Genomic DNA, 25,115 nt, shown 5'->3' on the forward strand with positions numbered 1-25,115 from the left:
ATTAGTTAAAGTTGGATAACGAAAATACAAAATTATTGCTTACCCTTTATATTAATATTGTTGATAATCAGTTGTGTACTAACTTTAATACAATCCATCCTTCCAATTCATTTTCTTCATTTATCCTGAGTCCTGAATCTATTGCTGCAGCCTCGATTTTAGATCTGTCTCCGCTCAGCAATCCACTCATTAACAAAACGCCGTCTTTCTTTAAATGTTGCGATAGATTAGCCATCTGATCCAACAATACATTGCGGTTGATGTTAGCCAGAATAACATCAAATTGCCTGTTTGAATCTATGTTTCCTGATTCCTCTATCCGGATTTTTAAACAGTTGTTTTCGCGGACATTTTCGCCTGCATTTTCGATACTCCATTTGTCATTGTCAATGGCTACAATCTCCGCGGCTCCCAGTTTTTCGGCAAGTATGGCCAAAACGCCTGTGCCTGTTCCAAAATCCAGTACAATTTTGTTTTTGAATGTGATGCTTTCCATTTGTTGAAGCATCAGGTAAGTGGTTGCGTGGTGCCCGGTTCCAAAGCTCATCCTTGGTGTTATAACTATATCATATTTTATTCCCGCCACAGGTGGATGAAAAGAAGCCCTTATACAACAAAAGTTATTAACCAGCACGGGTTTAAAGTTTTTTTCCCATTCATCGTTCCAGTTTTTTCCTGGTATCAACTCAACAGAAAACAAAACTCCATGCGGTTGCAAAAGTTCTTTAGCAGTTGCTTCATCAAAAAGGTCAGCGCTGATATATGCATGTAGCATATGTTGCTCTTCTTCGAATCCATCAAAACCTGCCTCGCTCAAAATTCCTGTGATCAGATCTTTTTCAACGGCCACACTGGTGTGAACCGAAAGTTTTATAAATGCATCCATTTTTATTTGTATGGTGACGAAGATAATATATCTAAAAATGTATCTTCATTTGTTATGTGCCTCACCCATTATTTACTGGCTTCTTCATGGTTCATGCTTAATTTAACTCCCATCCTCCTGGTTGCGGGGTATCTGCTCAGCTTTTTTATGGCCCTGCTTGTTATTTCTGAAAACCGCAGCCCTTCAAAAACGCTGGCCTACCTGCTCATGTTTTTTGCACTTCCCTATATTGGCATCCTGGTTTATTTTGTGTTTGGTGAAAATTACCGGAAGAAAAAAATTTATAAGAAGAAATGGCTCACTGATCAGCAGAACGCTGAACGATTTGGTAACTATATGGTAAGACTTTCGGAAGATGTCCTTGCAAGCCATATGGGAACTATAAAAGGTAATGCGCAACTTGTGCGGTTGCTCGTTAACGATAGCAAGTTGCCAATTTCGGTTAACAATAAAGTAAAGGTATTGCACAATGGTGAAGAGAAGTTTCCAGCTGTGATAGCTGCGCTTGAAAACGCAAAACATCATATTCACATCGAATACTACATTTTCGAAGAAGGACGGATAGGTAATATCATTAGGGATATTTTGATCCGCAAAAGCCTGGATGGTGTTGAGGTACGTGTTATGTATGATGATTTTGGCAGCGACCTTGGTAAAGTTTATCTGAAGAGCCTTCGCGATGCCGGCATTCAGGCTTCACCATTTTACAAAGTTTATTTTCATTTATTGGCAAACCGGAATAACTACCGGGACCATCGTAAAATTATCATCGTTGACGGGACAATTGCTTTTACAGGAGGAATTAATATTTCCGACAAATACGATAACAGTTTTCAAAAACCAGGTCATATATATTGGCGCGACACCCATCTCCGGATTGAAGGAGATTCAGTGAAGTTGTTTCAGTATCTTTTTTTCCTGAACTGGAATTTTTGTTGTGATGAAGAGATTGATCTTGCCGGTGGATATTTTCCTGACTACGAGGGCAATGGGAAACAACTTGTTCAGGTTGCTTATAGCGGACCAGATTCAGACCGTGCAAGCATTATGCTTAGCTACTTCGCTGCAATCAATAACTCCCGCGAATACGTATATATATCCACTCCTTATTTTATTCCAAACGAAAGCATATTAAACGCGCTTAAAAAGGCGGCCCTCGGTAAGGTTGATGTCAGGCTACTGGTGCCAGGCATTTCGGATTCAAAAATGGTAAATGCCGCAGCTATGTCTTACTATGAAGAATTACTTGAAGCAGGAGTAAAAATATATTTATATAAAAAAGGATTTAATCATTCTAAAATAGTCATTGCAGATCAATCGCTTTCCATGGTTGGTACTGCTAACATGGATATCCGGAGCTTCGACCTGAATTTTGAAGTAAATGCAGTTGTATTTGATGACGAAATTCATAGTGAGCTTAAAGAAGCTTTTATGAATGATATAAAAAACAGTGTGGAAATAAACCTGGATCAATGGAAGAACCGCCCACGACTGAGAAAGTTGTTCGAATCCTGCTCCCGGCTTTTATCAGCTTTATTGTAAGAAGTCACTGGCAATATTATCTAACCACAAATAATCGATCATCCGTTTTAAAAAATAACAGCAGATTGCCTGTAGTAACACATAAGTAACAGATCATTCACAACTTAATAAATCAAAATAAAAATGGCGACCTGTTTAGGCCGCCATTGTATTTTACATTTATAAGTTTGTCCGATTAACTTTCTCTTTGTTCAGGTTTAGGCATCAATACCTTTCTGCTTAGCTTAAACTTACCGGTTTTGTTGTCAACCCCGATGAGTTTAACTTTGATGGTATCTCCTTCCTTCAATACACCTTCCATAGTCTCAAGTCGTTTCCAGCTCACTTCACTGATATGAAGTAAACCCTGTTTACCAGGGATGAATTCAACAAAAGCACCGTAAGGCATTACTGACTTAACCTTTGCTTCATAAGTCTCACCGACTTCCGGCATAGCAACAATTCCCTTGATCCAGGCAACGGCTTTTTGCAAACCTTCTTTTGCCGGACTGAAAATGCTGACTTCGCCGAAATTGCCTACTTCTTCCAGATTGATAGTAGTTCCGGTTTCACGCTGAATCTCCTGGATGATCTTGCCCTGGGGTCCGATAACTGCTCCAATAAATTCCTTATCGATAAACAATTTCTCCATTCTTGGTGCATGTGGTTTAACTTCTGTGCGTGCAGAAGGTAAGCACTCATACATAGCGTCAAGAATTTGCAAACGGCCACCGCGTGCCTGGGCAAGAGCCTGCCTCATTGTTTCCATACTAAGGCCATCCACCTTAATATCCATCTGCACACCGCAAATTCCTTCGCGGGTACCGGTAACTTTAAAGTCCATATCTCCAAGATGATCCTCGTCTCCAAGGATATCTGTCAGGATCGCATATTTTCCGTCAGTGCTGCGGGTTATAAGACCCATTGCAACACCGCTTACATGTTTCGGAAAAGGCACACCAGCATCCATTAATGCCAGTGATCCGGCACAAACTGTTGCCATTGATGAAGATCCGTTAGACTCCAGGATATCACTCACTACCCGTACTGTATATGGATAATCCGAACCTGGCATCATTTGTCTTAACGAACGCATTGCAAGGGCACCGTGACCAACTTCCCGGCGGCTTTGCCCGCGCATCATTTTTACCTCGCCTGTACTGAAAGGAGGAAAATTATAATGCAGGAAAAACTTGGAATCGACAGACTTCGCTGCACTTTCCACGAGTATTTCATCTAAAGGCGTTCCGAAAGTAACTGTTGTAAGTGACTGAGTTTCACCTCTTGTGAACAAAGCAGAACCATGTGGTGTTGGCAGGGCATCAATTTCCATTGCCAGGGGACGGACTTCATCCAGTTTTCGTCCATCAAGACGAATCCTGTCATCCACGATCATATTCCGGACGATCTCCCATTTAAGATCCTCATAATATTTTTTCAAGAGTTTTTTATCAACATCTGTTGGTTCCTCACCAAGTAATGCTTCCATCATCTCTTTTCTAAGTGTTGCGAAAGCTTCTGTGCGGGCATGTTTGCTGCTGGCAGATTTAGCTATTTCGTAAACCTTGTCCTTTGCAAAAGCGCTTACTTTTTCGAATAACTCGTCATTTGTAACCGGTTTGGCATATTCCCGTTTTGAAGTAATTCCTTTCTTTGTTCTCAGTTCTTCCTGGGCTTTGATCTGGATGCGGATGGCATCGTGTGCCAGCTCAAGCGCCTTGATAAGATCTTCTTCTGAGCATTCTTTAGCTTCACCTTCAACCATCATCAGATTTTTTTCTGTGGCGGCGATGATGAATTCCATGTCAGCTTTTTCTAATTCAGTTCGTGTCGGGTTTACGATCAGCTGACCTTCAACCCTTGCTATCCTCACTTCACTAATAATTTCTTTGATGGGAATATCGCTCACAGCGAGTGCTGCGGAAGCTGCGAGGCAGGCCAAGGCATCAGGCATAACTTCAATATCACTTGAAATAAGCGAAATAAGTACTTGTACATCACAAAGATAATCTTCTGGAAAAAGTGGCCTTAAGGCACGGTCGATCAAACGGCTGGTAAGAATTTCGTAGTCGTTAAGCCTCGCTTCTCTCTTAAAGAAAGATCCGGGAATACGGCCAGCAGCTGCAAATTTTTCCTGGTAGTCAACAGAAAGGGGGAAAAAATCCTGACCTTCCCGTGGTTCACTGTTGGCGACAACAGTCGCTAATAAAATACAATTGCCCTGGCGGACAGTAACCGCACCATCGGCCTGACGTGCTAATTTGCCAGTCTCGATAGTGACGATTTTGCCACCTCCTATATCAAAACTGGAACTGATTGGTTGGGAAAGCATAATTCAATTACATTTAGAATAACCGGCGATCAGGCGAAGGTGGGAATAAAATGATGGCCGGAAATTCAGTGAAAAAACAAATTTCTAAATAAAACCCGGAGTTAAACAAAACAACGATTCCCAACTGAGCATTCAGTTGGGAATGGTGTTATATAATCACTATCGTAATGACGAATAATTATTTTCTAATTCCAAGTTTTTCAATCAGCTGGCGATAACCCTGAAGGTCATTTTTGCTCAGGTAGTTCAAAAGTCTTTTACGTTGTCCGACTAATTTCATCAGACCGCGCTGAGTTGAAAAATCTTTTTGATTTTTGCGCAGGTGATCAGAAATACTGTTGATACGCTCTGTAAGAAGCGCTATCTGGCCCTCGATAGAGCCTGTGTTGGTAGCTTTGCCACCAAATTGTGAAAAAATACCAGAAACTTTCTCGTTTGTTAAATACGGCATCTCAAATTTTTTTTAGAAACATCCAAATTAATTCATCTATAAATTGCCGGCGAAGGTACGAAATATTTATCATTTATTGATCTATAGTCAGGTCAATTTTTAAGTTTAGTTCATTTATTTCGCGACCAGGGCAAATGATGATGCCGGGAAAAACATAATTTTAATGCTTCTATTTCAGTAAGTTAGTATTTACATGCTGAGATAATATCGTAGTTTATGAAAAACCTGGTTTTCACAGTTACAAATGACCTGACATATGATCAGAGGATGATCCGGATTTGCCGGTCACTGTCCAATGCAGGATACCAGGTGCTGTTAGTCGGTCGAACGATGCCTGATTCCAAACCGCTTCTTCCATCCTCCTTCGCTCAAAAACGATTGAATTGTATTTTCAGCAAAGGCAAGTTGTTTTATGCCGAGTTTAATCTGCGGCTCTTTTTCTTTCTCCTTTTTGCGAAAATGGACCTGGTTTGTGCCATTGATCTCGACACTATTCTGCCTTGCTACCTGGTTTCAGGTTTAAGGAAAATACCAAGGGTTTATGATGCGCACGAATTGTTCTGCGAAATGAAGGAAATCTTGGAAAGGCCAGGGATCTATAAAGCCTGGAAATGGCTGGAGAGAAACACGGTTCCGGGGTTTCCCAATGGTTACACGGTAAATCAACCTATAGCAGACCAGTTTATGTCGATGTATGGGGTTCAATACCATGTTATCAGAAATATTGCAGCTCTCGAACCGTTGGAAATCCCGGTTAAAGCAGAAAAATATATACTCTACCAGGGTGCAGTTAACGAAGGGAGGTCTTTTGAAACGCTTATTCCCGCTATGCAGCAGGTTAATGCAAGATTGATTATTTGCGGTGAAGGTAATTTTATGGACCAGGTGAAAGCGCTGGTAGTTAAATACGGGCTTGAGCAAAAAATAATTTTTAAAGGGAAGATAGAACCAACGCAACTCAGAGCTTATACTATCGGGGCCTGGATCGGTATCACGCTTTTTGATAAAGAAGGTCTTAGTAATTATTATTCGTTGGCTAACAGGTTTTTTGATTATCTCCATGCAGGAATACCGCAGATATGCGTCGATTACCCGGTTTATCATGATTTAAACAATCCCCTGCCTTTCGCTGTTCTCATAAATAACCTTGAAGCAGATACCATTGCTGCTGCCATTAACCGATTACTAAATGATGATTTGTTGTACGAATCGTTACAGAAAAACGCTCTGTTTGTAAGACAGCAACTGAACTGGCAAAACGAAGAACAAAAACTCATATCATTTTATAGTACACTAAAATTAAAATTTGGATAAACACTTACATATAATATCCCTTGATGTGCCATACCCGGTTGATTATGGAGGTGCGTTTGACATTTTTTATAAACTGAAATTTTTAAAAGAAGCAGGTATCAGTATTCATCTCCATTGTTTTGTTAACAAACGTGAGCCGCAGCCGATACTGGAAGATTTTTGTGATAAGGTTGATTATTATCCCCGACAAACAGGGCATAAGGGCCTCTCTTATCAATTACCCTATATCGTAAGTTCAAGAAATAGCGGGGAGCTGGTTGAAAATCTTTTAAATGATAATTATCCAATCCTGATTGAGGGCATTCACTGTACTCATTTCCTTCACGATGAAAGATTCGCAAATCTGCAACACAGGAAAATAATTTTAAGACTCCACAATGTTGAGTCTGTTTATTACCACCAGCTTTTTCAGTCATCCCCTATTTCCCTGAAGAAGTTATATTTTCTGGTTGAAAGTTTACTATTAAAAAAATATGAGGCTTGCATTGCAAAAAAAGTTTCATTGATTCTTACTGTTTCGGATGCTGACAAGGATATTTATAAAAAGGAGTTTGGTGCGCGCAACATTGTGAACCTGCCCGTATTTATGGGATACGATGAAATTAAATCCCAGGAAGGTGTCGGATGTTTTTGTCTCTATCACGGCAATTTGTCTGTACCGGAAAATGAAAAAGCTGCGCGGTGGCTTTGTGACTATGTTTTCAACGATCTTAATATTCCTTTTGTGATTGCCGGAAAAGATCCTTCAGAAAAATTGATGCGAAGCGTGAAAACAAAAACAAATATTTGCCTGGTTGCAAATCCTGACGATCAGGAAATGCGTGATCTGATCAGCAAAGCGCAGATTAACATTTTACCGTCTATGAACGCAACCGGCATCAAACTGAAATTGTTAAACGTATTGTATAATGGTCGCCATGCTATCGTTAATGATGCAACTGTTAAGGGAACTGGTTTCGGCCCGGCATGCCATGTAGCCGGGAATGCAAGTGGGTTTAAAAGCATTGTTACACAACTTTACCACCGGCCTTTTACAGAGGATGAAACTGTTTTGCGTAACAGTCTATTGCAGAATGTATTTGATAATAAGAAAAATGCAGAGAGGCTGATCCAGTGGATCTGGTAACTTTTAATCCATGGATATAGTCGCGTTATCTGAAATTTTACCTCTTTCCGTCCTGATCATCCTTGCAGGAAATTTATTAATAACGATATAATCATGAGTCGCCATCACGATAGCGGTACCATAGTCGCGGGATATATGAAACAGTAACTGCATAATTTCATCAGAAGTTTCGGGATCAAGGTTTCCTGTGGGCTCATCTGCAAGAATCAGCTTGGGTGAATTCAAAAGTGCACGGGCCACATCAATCCTTTGTTGCTCTCCCCCACTCATTTCAAAAGGCATTTTGAATCCTTTTGATTTAAGACCAACCTTATCGAGCACATCAACAATTTTTTCATCCATTAGTTTCTCGTCTTTCCAGCCGGTTGCTCTCAGAACAAATTTGAGATTATCATTTACATTTCTGTCGGTAAGCAACTGAAAATCCTGGAAAACAACGCCGAGGTTGCGTCTGAGATATGGTACTTTTTTCCAGTCCATCATTCTCAGGTCGAAACCCACAACCTTTCCTTCACCTTCAGTAAGCTCCAGGTCACCATACAAAGTCTTGAGCAGGCTCGATTTTCCTGTGCCGGTTTTACCCACCAGGTAAACAAATTCACCCTTCATCACCTGAAAATTCACATCCTGCAGCACCAGGTTTTGCCCCTGGTAAATATTTGCATGCTTTAAATCTATAATTAATTCCGGCATAGCTGAACCTGATTGTTGGCCAAAAATAAGTAAATAAGATTTCAATTAAATAAAAAAACCCCGCAGGTGCGGGGTTGATTTGCAAATAATGAATGTTATAGTTTAATGATTTTGATAATTTTTTTCTGCGTGCCTTGTTCAACGATCAGGAAGTACTGGCCTTTGCTAAGACCTTCACCTATGAGCATGGTTGAATTGTTCTTTGCTCCATTGATGAGTTTTACTACCTGTCCCCATTGGTTGTGAATTTTCAGTGTGATTGGATCCTCTGAACCGCTTAGCAGGTTTAGATTAAACATACTGCTCGAAGGATTTGGCCATACCGCTGCATTCAGTGTAGTTGGCTGTTCAATTCTTGCAAGTGAATATCCAACAGTAACTGTAACATCATCGTAGGCTGTCTTACCCTTGTTATCTGTGACGGTCAGCCTGAAGACATATGTTCCTGCTCTCAGATCCTGCAACATGGTAGAAGGAGCAGAATTAGAGTAGATGTTATACGTGGCCGGGCCGGATACTTTCGTCCATTTGTAAGAAACAATCACCCCGCCTGTTGCAGTACCCAGCAGTATGGTGTCATTTTTAGGTAAAGTTACCACGATGTCGGTTCCTGCATTGACAGTTAAGCCTGTTACCGGTTGTTGTGGTTGTTCAGGTTGTTGTGGCTGCTGTGTAGCCGGCAGAACAGTTACTGAGATGTCATCTGTATTTGTAAGTCCCTTGTCATCAGTTACAGTTAATCTGAAAACATATACCCCCTGAACAAGTCCGTTGATTTCCGTTACCGCATTGTCTGAACGTACAATTGTGTATTGAGAAGGTCCTGAAACCCTGCTCCATTTATAGTTTGCGATGAAACCATCTGTATCGCTTGATCCGCCACCGTCTACCACCACTTTATTGACAGGCAGATTTATCACAACATCCTGGCCTGCTCTTGCTACCGGTGCCTGGTTTGTTGGTTCAGGTGCACCTTGCCTGCTAACAGTAACTGTGATATCGTCTGTGTGAATAGCACCTTTTTCATCAGTAACTGCAAGTCTGAAAACATAAACACCTTCGCGGAGATCTTCCAGCTTCGTAGTGACCACATTGTTCTTGCTGATATTATAGGTAGCTGGTCCACTTACTTTACTCCAACGATATGAAGTGATACTTCCATCGCTGTCTTTTGATGCACTGCCATCCAGTACTGTTCTGTTTGTCGGTAATGTTATGTAGATATCCGGTCCTGCATTGGCGATTGGAGCCTGGTTTCCTGCAGTTTTTGCAGGGTTGACAGTAACCTGTACATCATCGTTATGAATAGCACCTTTATCGTCGGTCACCATCAGTCTGAAAGTATAAACACCAGCTACCAGATTGTTCACAGTAGTGAACGAATTGTTTTGGTTTGAGAAGCTGAATTCAGCAGGTCCGTTTACCATCAACCATTTGTATGATGTGATAGTGCCATCCGGATCCCTTGATGCACGTCCGTCAAGTGTTGCGGTGTTAACAGGAAGGGTGACAGTTAAATCTTCCCCGGCATTCGCAACAGGTGATTGGTTTCCCGGAGTCGCTGCGTTTACGTTTACTACCACTTCATCTTCATGAGCAGCACCTACATTATCAATTACCTGTAAACGGAACACATAAACGCCCTGGGTAAGATCCTTAAGTTCAGTAGTTGACTCAGTGCTGCTTACTATTGTTGCTGTTGCTGGTCCGCTTACTTTGCTCCATTTGTATGAAGCTATGGTACCATCCGCATCTTTTGAAGCTGTACCACTAAGGGTTGTTTTATTTACCGGGAGTGTGAGCGTGATATCCGGTCCAGCACTGGCTACCGGTGATTGATTACCTGCCGATTTTACATTAACGATCACATCATCTGTGTGCTCTGATCCTTTTTCGTCGGTGACTGTTAATTTGAATGTATAAATCCCGGCTACAAGATTTGTGACATCACTTGCTGCTTCTGCTGGTTTTGCTAACGTGCAGCTTGCGGGCCCGCTGGTTTTTGTCCAGCTGTATTTTGTGATTTTTCCTTCAGGATCCTTTGACTGGCTGCCGTCAAGTTTTGTACTGCTAACCGGTAAAATTATATTGATGTCTGGTCCTGCACTAGCAACAGGAGACTGATTGCCGGCTTTAACGGTAACCTGTACGTCATCTTCATGAACACCACCTTTATCATCAGTAACACGTAATCTGAAAACATAAACCCCTTCTTCAAGTTCCTTAAGTTCAGTTTGTGCCTGGTTTGAATTTAATATAGTAGCTTTTGCAGGTCCGTTTACTTTTGACCAGTTGTAAGAATTGATCTGACCATCTGAGTCGCTTGATTTTGTACCGTTAAGTATTGTGCTGTTTACCGGTAAAGTAAGAATGATGTCTTCGCCTGCATTTGCAACAGGCACCTGGTTTTGAACCGGAGGTCTTGGTACAACGGTTGCATCAGTATACATCTGGCTTTGTGAAACGTGTACTTTTCTACCGAAGCTTGGGCACTCCCAAAAGAAATGGCATGATCTTGCTCCACCAAGGTTCATGTGCTCGAGCTTCACGTTGTATCTCTGTCCTAATTGCAGGGCAACCGGTTTGCTCGTTACGATATCTTCATTGTCGGCACGGTCAACCCAGCTGTCAATGATCTGCTCATCATTCAGCCACATCCTGAAACCACCGCTTCCACTCACTTTAAATGTATGCGTTTCCGAGAATTGCGCTTCTATCTGGCCTGTCCAGCGCATTGAGTAGTTAGCGCTGGTAATCTTATAATGTACCTGGGTTGGAGAGGCGCCTTTATCATATGTCCACTGACCGAACATGATCATGCTGTCTATCCGCGTGAAAGCAAGCTTTTCATGATTTGAACCATTGAAATATTCTCCTTTAAGTCCACGACCGGTACCATACACTGTCGGCGCAAAGCGTGCAACCCTGCTGATGCCGGATTGGTTTACCACAGAAGGATCACCTGCCGCTGGCTGAACAAATACCTGTGAGCCATAAATAGAACTGCTCAGGAACCCAACCTGTCTTCCGCTAAAATTACACTTGATCAGTGAAGCGTGTTTTTTTCCATTTTCACCCGGAAGAGAAAATGTATTCATCATAAGACCTACATCAGAGTAGCCTTTGAAATTACATTCTCTGAATGCATTGTAATCACCACCTGAAGTAACCGGTGAAGGATAAACCTCCACAACATATGGTAGTTTACCAGCACCATCAAAAGTTACCTTCTCAAAACGGACACCACTTGCGTTACCTGATGTTGCTTTTACGCGGACCAAAGAGTTATGGAAATATCCACCTGTGTAAGTATAAGAGTTGATATAGGCACCATGGAAAATACCAAGGTTATCATTATAACTCTCATGATTCACAATGGTATGATTGTTACCTGTATTCTGCCAAACAAACAAACCGCTACGGTTGCTGTGAGAAAGATTATTTTCGAAGATCCAAACGCCTTCACTGTCTGCATTCCACACATATCCACCCTGTTGATGTTCGTCGCCGCAATGTGCGTATACAACCACATTATTTTTAGCTGAGTTGCCATCGCCCATATTCATTTCCATCCCGCGTGTACCATTTTCCATTCCGTTCCACTTAACATAAGCGGTAAGATTACCGTCCCAGCTGGTGTCATGGCTCAATTCCTGGAAATCCCACCAGAAAGATGCTTCCATTACAGAGAATGCAATGTTGTTGTTCATGGTTACACCATGAGACATATGTGGCACATAGGCGCGGTTACCGGTATCAGATATTGCACAACCTTCAACCATTGAACCACGTGAACCCTCAACACAGTGGTGGAAGTGAAGTCCGTATCTGCCTGAAACAAGTGATGTTCTACCACCACCTTTTCTTGGACCAAGAAAACGGCCTGCCATATAGTAAATACTTTGTGGCATGCTTGAACGAATAAATATATGCGCTCTTCCCTTTTCGGTACCTTCAATACGAACGTTTCTTGTAATGTTTCCAACTTCTGCTGTCCAGGTTTTGCCTGTGTCAGTACTCACTGCAATGTGATCGTAGTTGAGGGCTTTATCCAGTTGAACCGTGTTACCGCTAACACCACTGATGATTCTTCTTTCGAATTTAACAGCAAAAGAATCAGTCGAAGCTCTGAGATTGTCATCCCAATCATATGTATTTGGTCCAGGCATATCAGTTGGAACGATAAAGATAGTATCACCTACGTTCCATGATGAAGCATCCTGAACTGAAAAACTTGTTGCACCTCTGTTAACTGAACCGGTAGCTCTTGTCCAGCATTTTTTTCTTGCGCCGGAAATATCAAGCTGACCTGCACCCATTACCCACAAACCGATATCGCCTTCAATAATATCATGACCACTACCAATGAAGTTGTTTTCATTAATATTAATAAACTGAATGAATTGAGTATTCGATGCAGATGAAGGTTTCATAACCAGCCTTCCGTAAACAACGATGTTTCTTGATGAAAGTAAAGATGTAGACTTGTTGGGATCGAACTGGAGTGTTCCGCCGCTGTTGACATTTACGCCGCTTACGATTGATCTTTCCTGGTCATGGGTCACTGAATGTCCTGCTGAGATCACTGGTGTATCACCTTCTCCGGGTGTTCTACCACCCCACGTCGAGGGATCGGACCAGTTACCTGACTTTACACTGGCGATAGTACCAAAAAGCTGAGTAACACTTCCTGGTGCACATGCAATTGCTTTTCTTCTGTTTGTTGCGATTTTTGCTCCTGATGGTGTGGCAAGAACCAGCCCTGTCGCCGCAATTGAGGAATTGCGGAGAAATTTTCTCCGAGTAGAATTGTTCATAGTTATTGGAATTTTCTAGTGTACTGGATGAATATTAAGTTAGTTAGATATGGTTTGAAATTTTGGTTTTAAATTTTGTGATAGTGAAACAATTTTGATGCCCAAATAATCTTTAACGAACATTTTTATGTTTTAATTGATCTCGATCATATATTCTGTAAAGATTTGGTATTTGTGCTTGGTATATATACTTGTCCGTTATATTAAACGCAGGAAACTCACAAGTCAAACTCTTAAAAAATCGCATATACATCATCGTTATATTTTGACGGACCGGATACATACCATTTCATCTCAGGTCCGATTCCGGGATTTATACTTTAACGATTTTCAATATGAGATAGTATCTGAAATGCTGATCTGTTCTGCATTTCAGGAGAAACCCTTAGAAAAACCGACAAGATTATTTAGCGCTAATGAGTGTTAGTAATGAAAATTCCGGAGATAGTTGACCAGGATCAATTCGCGATTTTCGAATACTCACTTAAAAATTCAACAGAAAGAATGTTATGTTATTATCAATATAATAAGAGAGCATATTGAATCATCGTGATTATGCGATTTCAATAATCAAAACCTGGCTTAAGAGATTACTTTTGCCGGAAACCAGACAATAATATTTGAGAAAGGGAGTTATAATAGATAGCATTTGTAAAAGTTCTCCTGCTATGCTGAATTCTGATATGCATATAGCTATGTCAGGATCGGGCCTTAAGAATTGGCCACAATCAGAGCCCGCGCTTAATCACCTGAATCAGCTGATCATATTAATCACATTGCTTCTGAGGGCGTTAGCCATCTGGATAACCGGTTTTTCGATAAACATCGGATAAGTATCACTCAGCCCGATGCTCTCGATATCGTGCATGTTACAGTATTCAAAGAAACTCTCAAGTTCATGCAAATAATTATCGCATGCCTCCTGGGATAATGTATAAGGACTCAGCCCTGGCAATACTTCCACATTGTGAAACATCATGTTGAACACAATGGCCTCGCGGTCGTGGTAGCGGCGGCTGTATTGGTTAATAAGCGTCTTCATGTCTTCAAACCGGGAAAAGGCCGGGCGCAGCCAAATCCGCCTGTTCCAGTTGATTTTGCGACGGAAGCCCAGCCCGGAAGCTGCCAGCTCCTGGAACGGGTTTCTTTTCAAAAGCCCGATAGTGACAGGTATCTGCAACAAGCCCGCTTTTATAGTAGACGGCCCCGTAATGGTACCTTCCTTTATAAAATATGGCTGTTCAGGTGCATTTAAAAAATTGACAGGGTGTTCCCTTGTTGCATCATTCCATTTTATATGCGGTGTAACGCTCGTATCTACCTTGTAACCCAACTCCCATAAAGACTTGATGGTGTTCGGTCCGGCAGAAAATCGTCCTGCCCGGAATGAAGTCGGCTTATGTCCAAAGCTCCTTTCAAATAACCTGGTAATACTAACTAACTTTTCGCGTTCAATTTCTGGTGGATAAAAGCAGCAGTTGCGTCGGGCTGATTTGCCTGCATAATCAAAAAATTCCTTTTCAGGTTCGATAAATTCCGGATGGAGATGTGTACCCAGTTCAAACTTCCCTGGAAGATTATTCATTAGTTCTACAGAACCCGGATCATCCATTACTACGTTGTTCATCAGGTAGGTCGGCTTAATGTCGTACCTCCCGAAAAGTGGGTGAAGAATTTTGGCAATACCTTCATGCATTCCCCTGAAACTAAGTGGGTTGCTATAAGACCAATCTGGTGAGCAATCCGGTTCAACATCGATACTGATCGTGAGAAATTTTTTCATGTAAAGGGTTTAGCAAGGGTTAATTGCCTTCTTAAAACGTGAGAACAAGTAATTTGATATAATCTGGGTAGGATAAGCCAATTTTTTGACCATCCTGTCGCGAAACTTATTAGTACTGTGATGTTACCTGGAAATGGTTGACAAGGAGATGGTGGACTTGTCTAAAGGATATTGTGCCATTCATACAAGTGTAACCACTTAAATGAAGCATCTAATTTAGTAAATATACGTTTGAAAGTGAGAAATTTACTAATTTTTTTTAGCGCTGAAATATTGCTTAAGTGGTGCCAGCATAACTTTTTCATTCCAGGCGATTTTGAAGGCCCTGACAAAGTTTTTCCGGGCTTTTCTTCCCGCAATATGTGGAAACAACTTATACATTGCCTTAGAACAAAAAGTTGCCCTTTTCTTTATCATTATATCAATATCCAGTTTTGATAAGTCGAGCCGGAGGGGGTTTTCGATTTTTATCGATTTATAAAATGCGTAGTCTTCGAAAGTATATTTATAATCATTCATGATGAGCTTCGATGCCTGTTTATCATGTACCCGGAAATATGAAAGGGTGTCGGGTATGATATAGCAATCACCAACAGTGAGTATGCGAAGCCACATTTCCCAGTCCACGAGGCATGTATATGATGTGTTGAACTCACCAATTTTTAAGACCGATTTTCTGAACATGACTGTTGTCGGCTCGCCAATCCAGTTTCCGGCTTTCTCCCTGATCGAGGAATAAATCACCGTCTTCCCTTCCTGGAGATGTAATAAAGGCAATTCGCTGCTTTTATTTTTAGATCCAAACATGTCACGTTTGGAAGTAACCAGTGAAACATTCGGATACTGATCCATTACAGGGACCATTTTTTCCAGCAGTGTTGGATGAAAAAGATCATCTGCGAGCAGATACTTTATGTATTCCCCGGATGCGTATTTCAACGCTTCATTGAAGTTGGCAGCAAGGCCAAGATTTATCTTGTTCTTGTAATACTTAATACGGGGATCTGTAAGATAGCCTGCGACTACTTCGTCAGTATTATCTTTTGACTGATCATCGATGATGATAAGCTCAAAATCAGTGTATGTCTGATTCAGCGCGCTTTCTATGGCCTCACCGATATAATGAGCGTAGTTGTATGTCGGAATGAGTATGGAGACTTTCGGAGACATTGTTTATTGTATTAAACTAGGCAGGACTGATCTCTTCGATCGTTAGTATTTTTTTCTTAGGTGCTTTTTTGAACAACTGCCCGAGTGAAGAAAATATCACATTTTCATTCCAGGCAATCTTAAAAGCTCTTTTAAATATCTCCCGTTCTTCAGGTTTATAAACTTTTGGGATCAACTTATACATTGCCTTTGCCACGTTTTCTGCACGGGCTTTAACGATCTTGTTCATGTCGATACCGCTGGTATCAATATTGTATCCTTTTTTATCCCGGATGTCACGGCACATGTTATATTCTTCAAAATAGTTAATGAATTTCTTCATAACGGTCTTGGTTACCTGCTGAGCATGATTTCTTACGTAAGCAAGCGGTTCCGGAATGAAATAAGCATCACCTACATTAAGCTGGCGTAACCACATTTCCCAGTCTGGTAACCAGGTAACATCACTGCGGAATACACCTACACTGAGGTTTGCGCGCCTGAACATGATACAGGTTGGTTCACCCAGCCATCCATAAGTAGACAATGTATTATAGATTATTTCGCGGCCGCTGTGAAGATGTTGAAGTGGTAGTTTTACCCGGGCAGAAGATTTTCCAAACATTTCTTTGTTGCAGACAACCAGGGATACATTTGGGTATTTTTCCATCACTTCAACCATCTTTTCAAGCAGATCATTTCTGAATTTGTCATCTGCACACAGAATTTTTATATTATCCCCTTTCGCAAATGTGAGGCATTTGTTCCAGTTACCAACAAGGCCAAGGTTTTTTTCATTCCTCATGTATGTTACACGTGGATCAGAAAGATATTTCTGCATAACTTCATCAGTGTTGTCTTTGGAACAATCATCGATAATAATCAATTCGAAGTCTGATAAGGTTTGATCAAGTACGCTTTGCACAGCCTCATCAAGGCAATATGCATAGTTATAAGTTGGTATCAGCACAGATACTTTCGGACGATGTTCCATTGACATTTTTTGTGTTTTTAGCGTTGCTTTTTTCAAAGCAGGAAACGGTAATCTTAGATAATTTTTTCTGCCCTTCCTATCTTCAGCCCTTCAATAATAAGCGACAAATTTCCTTTCTGATAAAAGCGTGGAATGAGGTTTGACACTCGTTTTACGCATTTTTTTGCTTTGCGCTTAATGACTGCATCGATATCGAGTTTCGCCAGGTCTATATTGTAAGTATTGTTCCTTTTTACATCGCGGTAAAAATAGTATTCATCGAACCAGTTTCTGATCTCACTTTTATCAGAAGCCTGCCTCCCATGTTTCCTGAAAAAAGCAAGTGTTTCGGGAACAATATAACAATCACCGGTTGTTAATAATCGGAGCCACATATCAAGGTCAACCAGGCAAATATAGTTTGGGTTGAATTTACCGAGCGCAAGGCTGTTTTTTCTGAACATTACAACCGAGGGCTCCCCAAGCCAGTTTCCTTTGCCATGATTAAGCGATTCCATGATTACGTTCGTGCCGCTTTGCAGTCCGGTCAGGGGCAATTCCCTGGTTTGAACAACATCACCAAAGGTACCACTAACACAAGTAACCAGTGAAACATTGGGATATGAGTCAAGGACGGCTGCAAATTTCGAAAGTATCGTTTTATCCAGTTTGTCATCTGCGAGCAGGAATTTTATATACTCGCCATTTGCCAGTTCAAGCGCCCGGTTAAAGTTGCCAACCAGTCCAAGATTAACGGGATTTTTCTGATAGCTCACTCTTGGATCTTTCAGATATTTTCCAACAACTTCATCTGTATTGTCTTTTGACTGATCGTCAATAATGATCAGTTCAAAGTCATTGAAAGTCTGGTTAAGAACAGACTCAATGGCTTCATCAAGATAGCGGGCATAGTTATAAGTAGGAATTAGTACGGATACTTTTGGCATAGCTTTCGAAACATCTAAACAAATTTGTAAACTTCATGTTGAATCAAGCCTTCAAGGGGAATTAACCAGACGACCAGGGAACACAATAAAAAAGATTAGTTTTTGACCATGTTTTTTTTGGCCTTTGTTTTGAAACCCTTCCACAATAGAGAGAATCCGCGCAAAAACACTCCTTCCCTGGCTGTAATACTGAGGGCTTTCATAAAAACTTCACGATGTTCTTTGTTAAAAATATTTGTGAGTTCCTTGTACATTGCTTTTTTCGCGCAAAGTGCCGCTTTATCTTTAACGATCTTATTGATCTCCTCTTTGTCGGCAGGGTTATCAAAGCCTTTATAGTCATACAGCAGTTTAGCCATGTAGTATTCCTCAAAGGAGGCCTTATTGATTACTTCCCTGGTATGCTGTGAGGCATGTGCACGTATATACGCAAGTGCTTCTGGTATGATGTAGCAATCACCAACTGTTAGTTGCCGGTTCCACATTTCCCAATCTACATGCAAGGTATAATCGTTCCGGAATGTGCCCAGATTGAGATTTGATTTGCGGAACATCACCGAGGTAGGTTCACCAATCCAGCTTTTGCTGTTCATGGTATCAAAAATTACCTTTTTGCCATTTTGCAAATGCCTGAGTGGTAATTCCACTAACCAGGGCTGCCCGTCAAATAACTGTTTGTCGCAGGTAATCAGGGAAACATTCGGATAAAGTTCCATCACCGCGTAAAACTTATCAAGCATTTCCGGATGAATTTTATCATCTGCACAAATGAACTTTATATATTCTGCTTTAGGATAACTTAAACACATGTTCCAGTTTCCTACCAGGCCGAGATTTTTTTCGTTTTTGCGATAAGAAATTCTTGGATCCGACAAATATTTACTCACCACTTCTCCTGTATTATCAGTGGAGTTGTTGTCTACAATAATCAACTCAAAATCCCGGAAGCTTTGGTTAAGTACGCTCTGTATTGTCTCATCAAGAAAATGAGCATAGTTATATGTCGGTATCAACACCGATATTTTTGGGAGGGGGGTCATTGATGTTAGTTGGCCAGTTGCCTGGCTGTTTTGCGTTTTAAACCCTTGAATAGTTCTGCAAACGTCGTAAAAAATAAGTTTTCATTTTTTGCAATCCTGAATGCTTTACGAAAGGCATCACGGCATTCCCGTTTGTGCAACTCAGGTATCGTTTTTAACATTGCGCGGCGAATACAGTTTGATGCTGTTAACTTTACTGCCTCATCAATATCTGATCCTGCGGTGTCAATTCCGTATTTACCCTGCTGTACGTCTTTGCAAAGCTTATATTCTTCAAAACACAAAATAAACCGTTTCTTCTTTTGCTCTTTTGATTGAGTGCCGGGATGAAACCGGACATAAGCGAGCTTTTCCGGCACAATATAACAATCCCCGATTGCTAATAATCGTATCCAGTATTCCCAATCCACATACTGGCTGAATTCGTCTGAAAATTTTCCAACGCTGAGATGTTTTCTTCTGAACATTACTGAAGTTGGCTCCCCAATCCAGCAGTAGTTATTTCTCAACATCTCTAAAACGCATTTGTGTCCAGGTTGCTTATAAGTAACAGGAGTAATTGTTTCGTGCGTTTTGGATCCAAAAGCCTGCTTGTCGCAGGTAATGAGGGAAATACCTGGGTCCGCATCCATAACCGGCACATATTTTTCCAGGATATCCGGAGCAAATCGGTCGTCGGCGCATAAAAACTTTATGTATTCGCCATTGGCAAGTTCCAGGCAACGATTGAAATTGGCCACTACGCCTATATTCCTGTCATTGACATAAAATTTCACCCGTGGATCAGACAGATACTTTTCTACAACCTTCGCTGTCGCATCAGTTGAACAATTATCTACAATAGTCAGATCAAAATCAGTGAAAGTCTGCGAGAGTGCACTTTGAATGGTTTCATCCAGAAAATGCGCATAATTATAAGTTGGAATTACGATAGAAACTTTTGGGGTCGATTTCACTCCGTCGTCAAACATGATTATTATACATTATTTGTGATCAGTATTTTACCGCTAACAACTTTTAAGATCCTGGACAAATCGTAGAAGTCTCTTTTGTCCCCAGGTCCTCACCAACAATTTTAGCGAACCTGGTAGCCGACTTTCAAGAGATATTGTAATTTAAGAAATCAGGACTGAATTACCGCCCATTTATAAGATTCAGCCCACTGAGAAGAACGGTAAATATCTGAATTAATTTGTATATTAAGGAATATGTTTTTTTATCATACCAAAGGGATTTTACTCACCCGTGAGACGGTTGGGGTCATTCGAAATCAGTCGGTTAAGATCTCCTGCAAGTATTTTGGAAAAAATGTCTGCTCCAAAATGGTTCAGATGAATCTCGTCACGGAACATTCGGTTGTTGTTCGTTAAAGAAATAGTACGGTAGTTAAGAAAAGGTATTTTATTTGAGTTGCAAATTGAATGGAGTGTTGGAAAAAAGTCGGAATTCAACTTTTCATCTTTCAGCTTATAAATAGGTGAATAAGTGATGAACAGCCTAATCCCTTTTTCCTTACAAATATCTATGATTTCCTGTAGTAAAAGCTTGCCGTGTTGTTCAACAGTGTAATCGGTTCTTAGGTAGGTAGCTTTATAAGGTAACGGCAAGGTGTCTTTGCCGCTCTCCAAATAGCCCTTGTAGTTAGGATCGAGCGGCTTTTCTCTTCCGGTGAGACCCAAAACTGCTCCTTCCCTTAACAAATCATCACATTCAGTTATTTGTAAGAAAGGAAGGTATCTTAAAAGAGAAGTTCGCTTATAAGGCTTAAGGGCATCGGAAACGATTTTGTTATTCAAAAAAGGAAAATAAATATTAGGATTAAAGAAAGGTCTTGAGCTAATTTCAAATGCCGGAGTTGAAAAATCAGCAATGACATATTTAGGTGCAGGATGACTTGCCAGGTAACATTTTAAAATCAGGTTTGTTTCCAGGACATTTGCGCCATCAATTCCTGCGTTATAAGAATTCAATTTCAAGATGGTGTCAATAACATTCGGGTTAACATGATAATAAGTCCGGGATGATCCGATAAACAATATATCATAGCCCGTATTTCCATTTATAATTTCTGTTAAACGGGTTTGTTCAAAACTGTTGTACTTATTGTAACCTTTTCTGAAGAGCACGTACACCAGATCAAGAAGACCGACACCTATCAATATAACCAGGACCGCATATTTTACATATCTCATAACTTAAAATTGAAAATATATAAATGATACATTATAAAATATCCCAAAAAGCATCAATAGTATTATCAAAGTCAAACTGATCACGATCTCTTTTGAAATTACATAGCTGTTGTAAAAAAGACGATCTCCTCTTGCACGTTCAAATATAATTACCGCAGCAATGGATGTAAAAGAAATTATATAGCTAAATCCGGAAGTTTTATTCACATGCAAATACTCGAGGTTGAAGTCTATAAACATTTTCTGAATTACCTGGCTTGCTTTATGTAGTCCACCAGATCTGAAAAAAATCAGGGTCATTGAGTACAAAAAAAATGTTACAAGAACTCCCCGGATTTTGCCAAATCGCTTTTTGGCAAGTTTAGTGCTTTTGATTCCAAGCAAAAACTCACAAACAATAATTGTGCCCTGGAACAATCCATAAACCAGGAAAGCAAGCCCGGCACCATGCCAGATTCCGCTCACCAAAAAGGTAATAAAAAGGCCTGCAACCACAGAAAGTTTTCCATAGTCTCGCAAAGCTATAACAATTGGTTGATAGAGATAATCCCGAAACCACGAGGATAGGGAAATATGCCACCTGTTCCAGAATTCTGATGTAGTGAGCGATTCAAAGGGTGTTCGAAAATTTTCCATCAACTTAAACCCCAAAACTTTCGCTGAGCCTACAGCTATTGAAGAGTAACCAGAAAAATCGCAATAAATTTGAAACGGAAAAAAAAGCAAGACAGCCAGCCATACATTTAGGCTACCCATTTGCCCTGGATTTGAATAAACTTCGTTTACATAAATACCTAACCGGTCTGCTATAACCAGTTTTTTTACAAAGCCCCAGAGCATGATTTTAAGTCCAATAATAACACGGTTGCCATCGAATATAATTTCTTCATGAAACTGGTGCATCATATTCTGAGGCCGCTCAATTGGCCCGGCAACCAGCTGGGGGAAGAACATCACGTATAACGAATAAATGCCAAAATGTCTTTCCGCTTTAACATTGCCCCGACTTACTTCAAAGATGTAGCTTAAAGCCTGAAAAGTATGAAATGAAAGTCCAATCGGAAGAAGGATGTCGAGATAAGGTAAATTTTGTGTTCTGATTCCAATAAAGGACAGAACCATGGCCGCCTCATTAAGTAAAAAATTATAATATTTGAAAATGCACAACACCAATATGTTGAGGATCACCGTCAACCTCACTAACCATATTTTCCTGGCAGGCTCAGCCTGTTCGATCATAACTGCTGCAAAATAATCTATGATGATTGTCGTAAAGAGAATAAGAATGTAGACAGGCACAAAAGCCATATAGAAAACGCAACTGGCTGCAAGTAAATGAAACCACCTGTACTTATGTGGCAATAGAAAATAGACAAGTGTCACTACCGGAAAAAAAATCAGAAATTGAAAAGAATTGAACAGCATCTTTTCCTCAGTTTGGTTTTGTGATCAACAATTTTGCTAAGCTCCTTTAACTGGTTAACTAATGGTATACAGGAATTGGTCAACATGTCCATCGATTAGCCATAGGATTACAAATGATAAGTGGAAGAGCATGTAATTTACCCGTAATGAAATTGAGTAAGGGTTGGTTTTGCTGTCCAGTCTCCAATGATTGGGGAGTGTAATTGAGCATGGTTCAAAAAATGTACCCCTATACCATGGACGGATTGCGCATATACCTGCGTAATATTATCCTCAGTATTTTTCTTTATTCACTCTGCTTCTATGTTTTGCAAAATATAAAATATATATGCTCTCGCAAATTAAAAAAACTTAATAGCATCTCTAAAGGAATACCCCAAATGAAAATGGGTTTATTTTGCTGATTTTCTAACAATACTTTCGGCCATTTGTCCCACGTTTTTATAAGAAGTTATTTCTGCTGTTGTAAATTTTATTCTGAATCTTTTCTCAAGTGCTACTATAAGTTGAATATGTGATAATGAATCCCACTCTTCAATATCGTCTGCGGTCGTTTCAGGTGACAGTTTGATATCATCATTGTCCAGGATATCCTTAAACACTTCAGTAGCTTCCTTTAATACTTCGCTTATTGTTAACATAATCTCCTGTTTTTTCAATATAATTATTTCCTGGCAAATAGTTTTCGATCAACAGCCGGTACTTTCCCGATGCATCAAGCTCTTCAAAACCAAGCAATTTATAATGATCCCTGACCATTCCATTCTTAGCAGTTGCAAGGTATTCGCTGTCGATATATTTAAATCCACTTTCTAAAGCTGCATGAACAATTTCATCAAGCACCATCCATTCTACTCCCCTTTTTAATACACGGCAACTCATGATCCAGGTATCTACAAAAATTGTGTCTGCAGATTTTTTCTCCAGGAACACTGCACTTATCAGACCATAGTCTCCATATTTGTCAGCGAGGGAAACAGTAATTGTTTTGAAGTCAGGGTTCACCATTATTTTTTTGACATCGTCATCTGTATACCTGACAGTTCTAAGATTAAATTGATTTGACCTTTGAGTGAGCTGGGCAACTCTTGGACAGGTGAAGCTGTCAACCGGTTTTATAACGGCCTTCATATCAAGACCAGCAAGAAATTCATCTTCGTTTACAAAAGATTTTTGCAGTTCTCTTCGTCCCGCTTCTTCCTGGTATTGTTTTGTTCTGCCGGCATCTTCGGTGGAAACAGAAGCAGTTTCGAACAAGTTGAGTGATTGAAGATAGAATAGATATTCCGCCGGATCTTCGGGTAGTTCGGGTACGGTAATATCCGCTATATTTTGTCTCACTATATCCCGTTCAAAAGGATTATCATCGAGGAATACCATTGAGTCAAAACCAATATTCAATACTGATTGTATAAACCGGATGTTGTCAACTTTGGTTTCCCAATTAACTGCAAAAACAGAAATATCACGCATCCTTAGCGTCATCCCGGGATGTTTCTCGAAAACTTCCCGCGCAACACTGTCTGTGTTTTTACTGGATACAGCCAGTATGATGCCCCGGTTCTTAAGACTCAGCAGCCAGTTTTGCAAGCCGGTGAAGGCCTTACCAATTCCGAGTTCACCGATCTGAATATTCTCGATACCGTCATCACCGATAATTCCCCCCCACATGGTATTGTCCAGATCCACTACTACGCATTTTTTAAAACTTCCCTGTATGGCTGCAATTATTTTTGAAGTAGACTGTGCAAGTATTGCAATAAAGTCAAGAGTGTAAATTAAATCGCCATGAACATATAATTTGGGATCGAAGGCAAGAGCATTGCCCTGCGAGCTATAAAGACTTTCTGCATCGGCAATATATAAGTTGGAATAGTCAATTGCCAATTGCATTAATCCGAAGTTGATTTTCCGGATCTGGAACAAAAATGACTGAGCCGTTTTATTAGCATAGTTGCCAAATACCCCGTCATCCAGTTCCTGGTAATTTGTAAAAATAATTCTTGACCTGGTCCGGCTGGCCAGGATTTCAAGAAGATGTTGTATTTGTCGAAGTCTGAGGTCAGCAAAACCTGCAGGAGACGATGAATGGCTAAATTCTTTAATCAACTTATGGGGAGAGGGAATCAATACAACATAATCGAAGCTTGCCTGGTACAGCTCTGAGTGTTCGCTGATTATCGAAGAGTCGATTGAATTATAGTCGGCTTCCCAAATGGTTGCGTCGATCCGGCTGCTTATCAATGCTGCCCTTATTGCCTTTACATAATGCTGTGAAGCGAAATCAGCCAGGATGGCTAATTTGATATTCTTGAAACCGGTTTTGTCCTGTTTCAACTGCTTAACAAGTAAGCTATATGCTAAATAGGGTGATTGCATACTATTAATAAGTTTGATCTTAATAATAATCGCAGGGTACGGAAAAAATGAGCGAATGAATAAAATTGTTCATTCACTCTTAATAAA

18 protein-coding genes are annotated in these 25,115 nt (G+C 40.4%); 3 read left to right on the forward strand and 15 right to left on the reverse strand.

What is annotated here, in order from left to right; all coding sequences use genetic code 11:
- Window positions 1-67: 67 nt before the first annotated feature.
- Complete coding sequence (gene prmA, locus VK664_RS09830; protein WP_461398475.1) at window positions 68-886, reverse strand: 50S ribosomal protein L11 methyltransferase; 819 nt, start codon at window positions 884-886, stop codon at window positions 68-70.
- Window positions 887-979: 93 nt separating this feature from the next.
- Between prmA and cls the strand changes: the two genes are divergently transcribed.
- On the forward strand, window positions 980-2,428 hold the full coding sequence (cls, locus tag VK664_RS09835) for a cardiolipin synthase (protein ID WP_461398476.1): 1,449 nt from the start codon (window positions 980-982) through the stop codon (window positions 2,426-2,428).
- 175 nt (window positions 2,429-2,603) lie between these two features.
- On the opposite strand, the gene pnp is transcribed toward cls, so the two are convergent.
- Window positions 2,604-4,739 (reverse strand): polyribonucleotide nucleotidyltransferase, encoded by a 2,136-nt coding sequence (gene pnp / locus VK664_RS09840; protein WP_461398477.1) that lies wholly within the window; start codon window positions 4,737-4,739, stop codon window positions 2,604-2,606.
- Window positions 4,740-4,917: 178 nt separating this feature from the next.
- Window positions 4,918-5,190 (reverse strand): 30S ribosomal protein S15, encoded by a 273-nt coding sequence (gene rpsO / locus VK664_RS09845; protein ID WP_461398478.1) that lies wholly within the window; start codon window positions 5,188-5,190, stop codon window positions 4,918-4,920.
- Between the two features lie 216 nt (window positions 5,191-5,406).
- Here rpsO and VK664_RS09850 point away from each other — a divergent pair, with 216 nt between their 5' ends.
- On the forward strand, window positions 5,407-6,504 hold the full coding sequence (locus tag VK664_RS09850) for a glycosyltransferase family 4 protein (protein WP_461398479.1): 1,098 nt from the start codon (window positions 5,407-5,409) through the stop codon (window positions 6,502-6,504).
- Window positions 6,497-7,630 carry a glycosyltransferase gene (locus VK664_RS09855; protein ID WP_461398480.1) on the forward strand — a complete coding sequence of 378 codons (1,134 nt, stop codon included), beginning with the start codon at window positions 6,497-6,499 and terminating at the stop codon, window positions 7,628-7,630. Before VK664_RS09850 ends, VK664_RS09855 begins: the two co-directional genes overlap by 8 nt.
- 3 nt (window positions 7,631-7,633) lie before the next feature.
- Here the strand turns inward: VK664_RS09855 and VK664_RS09860 are convergent, their stop codons facing one another.
- From VK664_RS09860 to VK664_RS09915, 12 genes are all read right to left on the reverse strand, one after another.
- Window positions 7,634-8,323 (reverse strand): cell division ATP-binding protein FtsE, encoded by a 690-nt coding sequence (locus tag VK664_RS09860; protein WP_461398481.1) that lies wholly within the window; start codon window positions 8,321-8,323, stop codon window positions 7,634-7,636.
- A 95-nt stretch (window positions 8,324-8,418) separates the two neighbouring features.
- Window positions 8,419-13,140, reverse strand: a complete 4,722-nt coding sequence (locus VK664_RS09865) for a PKD domain-containing protein (RefSeq protein ID WP_461398482.1) — start codon at window positions 13,138-13,140, stop codon at window positions 8,419-8,421.
- Between the two features lie 754 nt (window positions 13,141-13,894).
- Window positions 13,895-14,923 carry a polysaccharide deacetylase family protein gene (locus VK664_RS09870; protein WP_461398483.1) on the reverse strand — a complete coding sequence of 343 codons (1,029 nt, stop codon included), beginning with the start codon at window positions 14,921-14,923 and terminating at the stop codon, window positions 13,895-13,897.
- Window positions 14,924-15,172: 249 nt separating this feature from the next.
- Window positions 15,173-16,093, reverse strand: a complete 921-nt coding sequence (locus tag VK664_RS09875) for a glycosyltransferase family 2 protein (RefSeq protein ID WP_461398484.1) — start codon at window positions 16,091-16,093, stop codon at window positions 15,173-15,175.
- Window positions 16,094-16,109: 16 nt separating this feature from the next.
- The gene (locus VK664_RS09880; protein ID WP_461398485.1) at window positions 16,110-17,072 is read right to left on the reverse strand and encodes a glycosyltransferase family 2 protein; all 963 of its coding nucleotides are present in this window, start codon (window positions 17,070-17,072) and stop codon (window positions 16,110-16,112) included.
- A 47-nt stretch (window positions 17,073-17,119) separates the two neighbouring features.
- Window positions 17,120-17,992, reverse strand: a complete 873-nt coding sequence (locus VK664_RS09885) for a glycosyltransferase family 2 protein (protein WP_461398486.1) — start codon at window positions 17,990-17,992, stop codon at window positions 17,120-17,122.
- Window positions 17,993-18,087: 95 nt separating this feature from the next.
- The gene (locus tag VK664_RS09890; protein WP_461398487.1) at window positions 18,088-19,032 is read right to left on the reverse strand and encodes a glycosyltransferase family 2 protein; all 945 of its coding nucleotides are present in this window, start codon (window positions 19,030-19,032) and stop codon (window positions 18,088-18,090) included.
- 5 nt (window positions 19,033-19,037) lie between these two features.
- Window positions 19,038-20,003 carry a glycosyltransferase family 2 protein gene (locus VK664_RS09895; protein ID WP_461398488.1) on the reverse strand — a complete coding sequence of 322 codons (966 nt, stop codon included), beginning with the start codon at window positions 20,001-20,003 and terminating at the stop codon, window positions 19,038-19,040.
- A gap of 264 nt (window positions 20,004-20,267) precedes the next feature.
- The gene (locus VK664_RS09900) at window positions 20,268-21,224 is read right to left on the reverse strand and encodes a hypothetical protein (protein ID WP_461398489.1); all 957 of its coding nucleotides are present in this window, start codon (window positions 21,222-21,224) and stop codon (window positions 20,268-20,270) included.
- A 3-nt stretch (window positions 21,225-21,227) separates the two neighbouring features.
- On the reverse strand, window positions 21,228-22,649 hold the full coding sequence (locus VK664_RS09905) for an MBOAT family O-acyltransferase (RefSeq protein ID WP_461398490.1): 1,422 nt from the start codon (window positions 22,647-22,649) through the stop codon (window positions 21,228-21,230).
- A gap of 392 nt (window positions 22,650-23,041) precedes the next feature.
- Complete coding sequence (locus VK664_RS09910; RefSeq protein WP_461398491.1) at window positions 23,042-23,290, reverse strand: acyl carrier protein; 249 nt, start codon at window positions 23,288-23,290, stop codon at window positions 23,042-23,044.
- Window positions 23,253-25,028 (reverse strand): HAD-IIIC family phosphatase, encoded by a 1,776-nt coding sequence (locus tag VK664_RS09915; protein ID WP_461398492.1) that lies wholly within the window; start codon window positions 25,026-25,028, stop codon window positions 23,253-23,255. The genes VK664_RS09910 and VK664_RS09915 overlap by 38 nt, the downstream gene beginning before the upstream one ends.
- Between the last annotated feature and the right edge of the window lie 87 nt (window positions 25,029-25,115).

Source organism: Flavitalea sp. (genome assembly GCF_035489435.1).
GTDB lineage: Bacteria > Bacteroidota > Bacteroidia > Chitinophagales > Chitinophagaceae > DATHKG01.

Bases quoted from the DNA above. Each gene is read 5' to 3' on its own strand.
- prmA (WP_461398475.1), bottom strand. From the start codon at position 886: ATGGATGCATTTATAAAACTTTCGGTTCACACCAGTGTGGCCGTTGAA.
- cls (WP_461398476.1), top strand. From the start codon at position 980: ATGCTTAATTTAACTCCCATCCTCCTGGTTGCGGGGTATCTGCTCAGC.
- pnp (WP_461398477.1), bottom strand. From the start codon at position 4,739: ATGCTTTCCCAACCAATCAGTTCCAGTTTTGATATAGGAGGTGGCAAA.
- rpsO (WP_461398478.1), bottom strand. From the start codon at position 5,190: ATGCCGTATTTAACAAACGAGAAAGTTTCTGGTATTTTTTCACAATTT.
- VK664_RS09850 (WP_461398479.1), top strand. From the start codon at position 5,407: ATGAAAAACCTGGTTTTCACAGTTACAAATGACCTGACATATGATCAG.
- VK664_RS09860 (WP_461398481.1), bottom strand. From the start codon at position 8,323: ATGCCGGAATTAATTATAGATTTAAAGCATGCAAATATTTACCAGGGG.
- VK664_RS09865 (WP_461398482.1), bottom strand. From the start codon at position 13,140: ATGAACAATTCTACTCGGAGAAAATTTCTCCGCAATTCCTCAATTGCG.
- VK664_RS09870 (WP_461398483.1), bottom strand. From the start codon at position 14,923: ATGAAAAAATTTCTCACGATCAGTATCGATGTTGAACCGGATTGCTCA.
- VK664_RS09875 (WP_461398484.1), bottom strand. From the start codon at position 16,093: ATGTCTCCGAAAGTCTCCATACTCATTCCGACATACAACTACGCTCAT.
- VK664_RS09880 (WP_461398485.1), bottom strand. From the start codon at position 17,072: ATGTCAATGGAACATCGTCCGAAAGTATCTGTGCTGATACCAACTTAT.
- VK664_RS09885 (WP_461398486.1), bottom strand. From the start codon at position 17,992: ATGCCAAAAGTATCCGTACTAATTCCTACTTATAACTATGCCCGCTAT.
- VK664_RS09890 (WP_461398487.1), bottom strand. From the start codon at position 19,032: ATGACCCCCCTCCCAAAAATATCGGTGTTGATACCGACATATAACTAT.
- VK664_RS09895 (WP_461398488.1), bottom strand. From the start codon at position 20,003: ATGTTTGACGACGGAGTGAAATCGACCCCAAAAGTTTCTATCGTAATT.
- VK664_RS09900 (WP_461398489.1), bottom strand. From the start codon at position 21,224: ATGAGATATGTAAAATATGCGGTCCTGGTTATATTGATAGGTGTCGGT.
- VK664_RS09905 (WP_461398490.1), bottom strand. From the start codon at position 22,649: ATGCTGTTCAATTCTTTTCAATTTCTGATTTTTTTTCCGGTAGTGACA.
- VK664_RS09910 (WP_461398491.1), bottom strand. From the start codon at position 23,290: ATGTTAACAATAAGCGAAGTATTAAAGGAAGCTACTGAAGTGTTTAAG.
- VK664_RS09915 (WP_461398492.1), bottom strand. From the start codon at position 25,028: ATGCAATCACCCTATTTAGCATATAGCTTACTTGTTAAGCAGTTGAAA.